This window comes from Streptomyces sp. NPDC006552 (genome assembly GCF_040611655.1).
Taxonomy (GTDB): Bacteria; Actinomycetota; Actinomycetes; order Streptomycetales; family Streptomycetaceae; genus Streptomyces.
In genome coordinates this window covers 150,625-157,138 of record NZ_JBEXOS010000009.1, presented here as the reverse complement: position 1 = coordinate 157,138, position 6,514 = coordinate 150,625, and the positions used below count along the sequence as shown (strand labels likewise).

At 74.5% G+C, this 6,514-nt stretch carries 9 protein-coding genes; 7 read left to right on the top strand and 2 right to left on the bottom strand.

The features are described 5' to 3' along the window. Positions 1 to 137: 137 nt before the first annotated feature. Both ABZY33_RS08695 and ABZY33_RS08690 read right to left on the bottom strand, forming a co-directional pair. The gene (locus ABZY33_RS08695) at positions 138 to 1,007 is read right to left on the bottom strand and encodes a SigB/SigF/SigG family RNA polymerase sigma factor (protein ID WP_356490775.1); all 870 of its coding nucleotides are present in this window, start codon (positions 1,005 to 1,007) and stop codon (positions 138 to 140) included. A 56-nt stretch (positions 1,008 to 1,063) separates the two neighbouring features. Beyond that, a complete protein-coding gene (locus ABZY33_RS08690) occupies positions 1,064 to 1,192 on the bottom strand; it encodes an LPFR motif small protein (RefSeq protein ID WP_356490774.1) in 129 nt (42 codons plus the stop codon). A 356-nt stretch (positions 1,193 to 1,548) separates the two neighbouring features. Between ABZY33_RS08690 and ABZY33_RS08685 the strand changes: the two genes are divergently transcribed. The 7 genes from ABZY33_RS08685 (at position 1,549) to ABZY33_RS08655 (ending at position 6,502) form a co-directional block, all read left to right on the top strand. After that, positions 1,549 to 2,565, top strand: coding sequence for an SDR family NAD(P)-dependent oxidoreductase (locus tag ABZY33_RS08685; RefSeq protein ID WP_356490773.1), 1,017 nt, complete (start codon positions 1,549 to 1,551; stop codon positions 2,563 to 2,565). 48 nt (positions 2,566 to 2,613) lie between these two features. After that, on the top strand, positions 2,614 to 2,805 hold the full coding sequence (locus ABZY33_RS08680) for a hypothetical protein (protein ID WP_356490772.1): 192 nt from the start codon (positions 2,614 to 2,616) through the stop codon (positions 2,803 to 2,805). Between the two features lie 130 nt (positions 2,806 to 2,935). Further along, complete coding sequence (locus tag ABZY33_RS08675; protein ID WP_356490771.1) at positions 2,936 to 3,196, top strand: DUF5133 domain-containing protein; 261 nt, start codon at positions 2,936 to 2,938, stop codon at positions 3,194 to 3,196. Positions 3,197 to 3,331: 135 nt separating this feature from the next. Next, on the top strand, positions 3,332 to 4,381 hold the full coding sequence (locus ABZY33_RS08670) for an acyl-CoA dehydrogenase (RefSeq protein WP_356490770.1): 1,050 nt from the start codon (positions 3,332 to 3,334) through the stop codon (positions 4,379 to 4,381). Next, a complete protein-coding gene (locus ABZY33_RS08665) occupies positions 4,378 to 5,172 on the top strand; it encodes a PIG-L family deacetylase (protein ID WP_356490769.1) in 795 nt (264 codons plus the stop codon). The genes ABZY33_RS08670 and ABZY33_RS08665 overlap by 4 nt, the downstream gene beginning before the upstream one ends. Then, positions 5,169 to 5,786, top strand: coding sequence for an SAM-dependent methyltransferase (locus ABZY33_RS08660; RefSeq protein ID WP_356490768.1), 618 nt, complete (start codon positions 5,169 to 5,171; stop codon positions 5,784 to 5,786). The genes ABZY33_RS08665 and ABZY33_RS08660 overlap by 4 nt, the downstream gene beginning before the upstream one ends. After that, the gene (locus ABZY33_RS08655) at positions 5,783 to 6,502 is read left to right on the top strand and encodes a glycosyltransferase (RefSeq protein ID WP_356490767.1); all 720 of its coding nucleotides are present in this window, start codon (positions 5,783 to 5,785) and stop codon (positions 6,500 to 6,502) included. Before ABZY33_RS08660 ends, ABZY33_RS08655 begins: the two co-directional genes overlap by 4 nt. Positions 6,503 to 6,514: the final 12 nt, after the last annotated feature.

Here is a 6,514-nt window from a genome sequence, read left to right as displayed (position 1 = left end):
GGCATATGACATTGTCCTCCGGAACGCCCGTCCCGGCCGTCACAGTCGAACGGACGGCCGGGTAGGGCGTATGCCGGGCTCATCGACGCGCCGGGCCGGGAAGGACCGGGGGCGGCGCGCCGGGCCGGGGGGTGGCGTCAGTCGGTCGTCAGCAGACCGGCGCGCAGCTTGCCCAGCACGCGCGAGATCAGCCGGGACACGTGCATCTGCGAGTAGCCCAGCTCGTCGGCGATCTGCTGCTGGGTCCGCTCCTCGACGAAGCGCAGGTGGATGATCCTGCGCTCACGGTCGTCGAGGTCCGCGATGAGCGGGGCGAGCGAGTGGAAGTCCTCGACGAGCTCGAAGCGACCCTCGTCGAAGCCGATGAAGTCGGCGAGGATCGTGTCGGCCTCGTCGTCCTTGCCGCTCACGGCGGCGTCCAGGGAGACGCTGTTGTAGCCGTTCGACGCCATCTGCGCCTGGGCCACCTCGGCGGGGTCCAGCTGCATCAGCTCGGCCAGCTCGGCCGTGGAGGGCGAGCGGCCCAGGCGGGTGCGCAGCTCCTCGGTGGCCCGGGAGAGTTCGAGGCGGGCTTCCTGCAACCGGCGCGGGACGTGCACGGCCCACGAGGTGTCACGGAAGAAACGCTTGATCTCGCCGGTGATGTAGGGGACGGCGAACGAGGTGAACTCGACCTCGCGGGTCAGTTCGAACCGGTCGATCGCCTTGATCAGGCCGATCGTGCCGACCTGGATGATGTCCTCCATCTCCTGCTGGCCGCGGTGGCGGAACCTCGACGCCGCGTACCGCACCAGTGACAGGTTCATCTCGATCAGGCAGTTGCGCACGTAGCTGTACTCGTGCGTGCCCTCCTCCAGCTCGGTGAGCCGGTCGAAGAACCGCCTGCCGACCTCGCGGGCGTCCTTGGGCGCGAGCGAAGCCGGGTCCGCATAGGCGCGCTCGATCAGGTCCTGCTCCGCCTGTGGAGCCGGTACCCGGGTCCGGTCCTGCGCCGTCACGGTCGTCATGTGTCCGCCCCTTCTCATTCTTTCTCGGTGCCTCTCCCCCTGAGGTCCTGGGTGTCTCAGTGGTTGCCGTGCGCACTGGCCGAGGCACCGCCGAAGAGCCGTGCGACGGCCCGGAAGGGCAGCGTGACGACGGTGGCGATGGCTCCGCCGATCGAGCGCAGTACATCAGCAATGGCCTTGAACATGACGAGTCCTCTCTTCTGGTAACGAGTCCGGTTCCGGGCGCGGTCACCGCTCGGGGCCGGACGGCCACTGCTCTGGGTGTCCTCGGGAGGCATTCTCAAACCCGTTCGGCCCAGCTCATGACGGGAAATGTGCTCCGCTCCCGCGGCCCGGGACCGGCGGGCGGCGCTCGCCGTCCGGACTTAAGGTGACCGCAGGCCCGCCGGCCCGGTCCGCACCGAGCCCGCGCCGGCCCCGGATTGTCCGGGCGGCCGGAGGGTACTCAGGCGACGGCGGCCCCCGGGAACGGCGGAACCGCCCGCCTCTCTTTCCCACGTCTTCCCCACGTCTTTCCCACGCAGAACAGGGAGCGCCCCCCATGCCCCTACCGTCGTCCTCCCGCCCGCCCGGCGCCCTGCACGGCCTCTCCGCCGTGGTCACCGGCGGCTCCCGGGGTCTCGGCCTGCTCCTCGCCGACCAGCTGGTGCGCCGCGGCTGCGTGGTCACGCTCGCCGCGCGGGACGCCGCCGAGCTGAAGCGGGCCGCCGGCCTGCTCCAGCAGCGGCATCCCGGCGCGCCGGTGCGCACCGCGGTGACCGACGTACGCGACCGGGCGAACGTCGCGGAGACGTTCCGGCAGACGGCGGACGACTGCGGCGGGGTGGACGTGGTCGTCGCGAACGCCGGCATCATCCAGGTCGCGCCCGCCGAGAGCGTCGGCGCGGCCGGCTTCGAGGAGGCGATGAGCACCATCTTCGACGGCGCTCTGCACACCGGCCTCGAAGCCCTCCCGTATCTGCGGGAGAGCCGGGCGGGCGGCCGCCTCGCCCTGATCGGCTCGGTGGGCGGGCTGCTCGCCGTGCCCCATCTGCTGCCGTACTCCTGCGCCAAGGCGGCCGTGGGCGCCCTCGCCGAGGGGCTGTACGTGGAGGCGGCGCGCGACGGGGTGTCGGTGACCTCCGTGCACCCCGGTCTGATGCGCACCGGCTCGCATCTGCACGCCGTGTTCGGTGGCGACCGGCGGCGCGAGTTCGCCTGGTTCTCCGCTCTCGCCGGGACCCCGCTGGTCTCGATGGACGCGCAGCGCGCGGCGGAGCGCATCGTGACCGCCATGCAGCGCCGCCGGGTCCGCCTCGTGCTCACCCCCGCCGCGCGCGCCGCCGACAAGGCGCACGGCCTCGCGCCGGTCCTCACCGCACGGGTCAGCCACGCCCTGAACGCGGTGCTGCCCTCGGCGCAGGGCGAGCCCGGGCTGCGGCCGGGGATCGACGTGGAGCCGGCCGTCCCGCGCACGTTCGGCGAGCGGCTGCGCTCCGTGGGCAGCGCCCTGAACGACCGGGCGGCGCGCGCCTTCAACGAACGTCACCGCACCGCCCAGGAGCGCGTCCAGCACTGACGCGCCCCGATCCCGTACCGAGCAGTGCCGCACGGCGAAGGAGCCACCATGAAGCACGACCGCGACCCCCGGCACGACGACTCCCGCCCCGCCCAGACCGCGGCGGGCGAGGTCCTGAAGGAGTTCGAGGACGCCGAGACCGACCCGCTGCGGGAGGAGAAGGAGGCCCGGCGGCACGGCGAGAGCGCCGACGCCACCAGCCCCAACCCGGACGCCCAGCGGGACGTGGAAGGCGAGTGACCTGCGGGTCCGGCCCCGTTCACCCCTGTGGTTCACGCGCGCTCCCGCGTCCTTGGCACAGCCATGCATGAAATGTGCGGCACGGGACACTCGGGGAGCGAGTTGCTTGGAGAAAAAGGAGCCTCTCGGCATGATCACTCCCCACCCGCAGATGCTGCGCGCACTGCTGTCCCGCTACGCCACGGCGCGCGTCCAGCTGGTCGAGGCCGACACCCTCGCCAACCGGCGCCTCCTGGAGGACGTCGCGTACACGCTGTGCGTCACCACCGGCACCCGTGAGATCAACGACGCTCTCGCGGCGGCAGAACAGATCCTGACCGCCCGCCCCGTGTCCACGGGGTCCCACCCCACGCCAGGACAGGAACAGGCCGACCAGACGCTGGTCGCCTAGGTCCGTTACTCCGGCACACCGCGGCGCGGCCCCCGGGCCGCGCCGCTTTCCGCTGCCGCGCACGGCGCGACGGCGACACCGACACCTTTGGGACCGGCGCACGCCTCCCGGATCAGCGTGAAGGACGTTTCCCCCATGACGGACAAGACGGTGGCGTCCGAAGCCGCGGCGCACGCCCCGGGCCACGGGCGCCCGGCTCAGGACGGCATCACCCCGGACCAGGCCCGCGAGGAGAGCGCCGCGCGGTTCGCCGCGGTCGTCGGCCTCATCGACGACGGCAAGCTGGAGTTCCCGCTGCCCGGTTCGGGGCGCACGGCCCTCCGGCTGGCGGCCCTGCGCTCCGTCGCCGAGGAGGACCTCTGTGTCGCCCGTCTGGTCGAGGGGCATGTGGACGCCCTCGCGATCCTCGCCGAACTCGGCGGCCCGCCCCCGCGCCCCGGCCGGCGCTGGGGCGTCTGGGCCGCCGAACCGCCCAGCGCCACGCTCGAAGCGACGCGCCTGGGTGACGGCTGGGTCCTCAGCGGCCTGAAACCGTACTGTTCGGGCGCCCGCAGCTGCACGGACGCGCTGGTCACCGCGCGTACCCCCGAGGGCAGGCGGCTGTTCGCGGTGGCCGTCGACACCCCGCGCTGCACTCCGGTCGACGGCACCTGGCAGGCCGTGGGCATGGCGGGCAGCGACACCCCCGACGTCCACTTCGACCAGGTGCCGGCCGTCGCCGTCGGAGACGTCGAGTCCTATGTGCGGCGGCCCGGGTTCGCCCACGGCGGGATCGGCGTCGCCGCCTGCTGGTACGGCGGCGCCCTCGCCGTCGCCCACGCCCTGCGCCATGCCGCGGCCCACCGCGGCGACCCGCACACGGACGCCCATCTCGGCGCGGTCGACGTGCAGTTGCACGCCGCGCGGGCCGTCCTCGACCAGGCCGCCGCCGAGATCGACGCGGACCCCTTCGACAGCAGCGGCCAGGCGGGCCTGCGCGCCCAGCGGGTCCGCGCCTTCGTCGAGTCGGTCTGCTCCGAGGTGCTGACCCGTGTCGGGCGGGCCACCGGGGCGGGACCGCTCTGCCACGACCTGCGCCACGCCCGCGACGTGGCGGACCTGACCGTCTACATCCGCCAGCACCACGGCGAACGCGACCTCGCCCATCTCGGCGCCCTCCTCGCCCGCCCCGAGGAGGCCCGGTGACCCGGCCCGCGATACGCACCGAGCCCGGCGGGCGGCCGGCGGAGCCCGGCCCCGCGAACGCCATCCAGGCGCCCGGCACCGACGAGGCGTCCTGGCGCGACTGGAGCGGCTGGGACACGCTCCCGCAGGCGGTCCTGCCCGAGCGCGGGCACGTCGTGGTGGTCGCCGCCCACCCCGACGACGAGGTACTCGGCTTCGGCGGCGCGATGGCCCTGCTGGCGGAGCGCGGGGTACGCCTGACCGTCGTCTCGATCACCGACGGCGAGGGCTCCCACCCCGACAGCCAGGTCGTCACCCCCGCCGCCCTGGCCCGCCTGCGCGCCGGTGAACTGCGGGCCGCCCTCGCCGAACTCGGCGCGCAGGACGCGCGGATCGTGCGTCTCGGCGTGCCGGACACCGGCGTGCCCGGCCACGAGGACCAGCTCGTGGACGCCCTCGTCCCCCTGGTCCGTGACGCCGGCCTCGTCGTCGCACCGTGGACCGGTGACGTGCATGGCGACCACGAGGCGGCCGGCCGTGCGGCCCGCACGGCAGCGCGCCGCACGGGCACCGCCTGCGCGCTGTACCCGGTCTGGATGTGGCACTGGGCGGTGCCGGACGACCCCCGGGTACCGTGGCGGACGGCCCGGCGCGTCCCGCTGCCGCCACGCGTCCAGGCCCGGAAGCGGGCCGCTGTCGAACGGTTCGCCACGCAGATCCGTCCGCTGGGGCCCGGGCCCGGGGACGCGGCGGTACTGCCGCCCGACGAACTCGCCCACCACCTGCGCTCGACGGAGGTCCTGTTCCAGTGAGCACCCCGCCCTCGTACTTCGAGGACATGTACCGCGACGCGTCCGACCCCTGGCACCTGGCCGAGCGCTGGTACGAGCGGCGCAAGTACGACCTCACGCTCGCCGCCCTCCCCCGCCCCCGCTTCCGCCGCGCCTTCGAACCGGCGTGTTCGGTCGGCGAACTCACCCTGCGGCTCGCCGAGCGCTGCGACACGCTGCTGGCCTGCGACCGCGTCCGCTCGGCGGCCGACACCGCCGCCCGCAGGACCGGGCACCTGGAGCACGTCGAGGTCCGCCACCTCACTCTCCCGGAGCAATGGCCCGCGGGAACCTTCGACCTCGTCGTCCTCTCCGAGCTGCTGTACTACTTCGACACCGCGGAGCTGACGGTCCTGCTCCGGCACGCGGTGGACGCCCTGGAGCCGGGCGGCACCCTCGTCACCGTGCACTGGAACCACCCGGTCGCCGAACATCTGCGCACCGGGGACGAACTCGCCGGTGTCCTCGGCGCGCTCCCGGAGCTGGCTCCCGCGGTGGAGCACCGCGAGGCGGACTTCGTCCTGCAGACGTTCGGCCGCCGCCTGGACGACGGCACGGCGCCGCCGTCCCCGGCGGCCGCGGAAGGCCTGGTGTGAGGGCGCGTTCCCTCGCCGTTCTCGTCCCGGCCCACGATGAGGAGGAGCGGCTCCCGCGCGCGCTGGAGGCGATCCGCGCCGCCGCCCGCCACCCCGCTCTGCGGCGGGTACGGGTGGTCACCGTCGTCGTGGCGGACAGCTGCCGTGACGGCACCGGCGCCGCGGCCGCCCGGGCCGGCGCCGACGTCGTCCACGTCACGTGCCGCAACGTGGGACTGGCCCGGGCCACCGCCGCCGCCCGGGCCCTGGAGCTGCTCGACGGCCCCGAGGGGGTCTGGCTGGCCTCGACCGACGCCGACAGTGTCGTACCGCCGCACTGGCTCGCGTTCCAGCACGCCCGTGCCGCGGAGGGCTGGGACGCGGTCGTCGGCACCGTGACCGTCACCCGGTGGCCCCGGCGCGTGCCCGGTCTGGCGGCCCGTCACCAGAGGCACTACACCGCCTCCCGCCCGGCGCACGGACCCTGGCACCACCCGCACGTGCACGGCGCGAACCTGGGGGTCGCGGCCGGCGCCTACGTGGCCGTCGGCGGCTTCCCCGCGCTGCCGGTGAGCGAGGACCACGGCCTCGTCGACGCCCTCGCGGCCCGCGGCCACCGTCTGCTGCGCACCGCCGACTGCCCCGTCGCCACCTCGGGCCGCCTCGACCCGCGGGCCCGCGGCGGATTCGGCGACCACCTGGCCGGTCTGGCCATGGAGAGCCCCGCCCGCCCGTAGCCCCACCCCCGA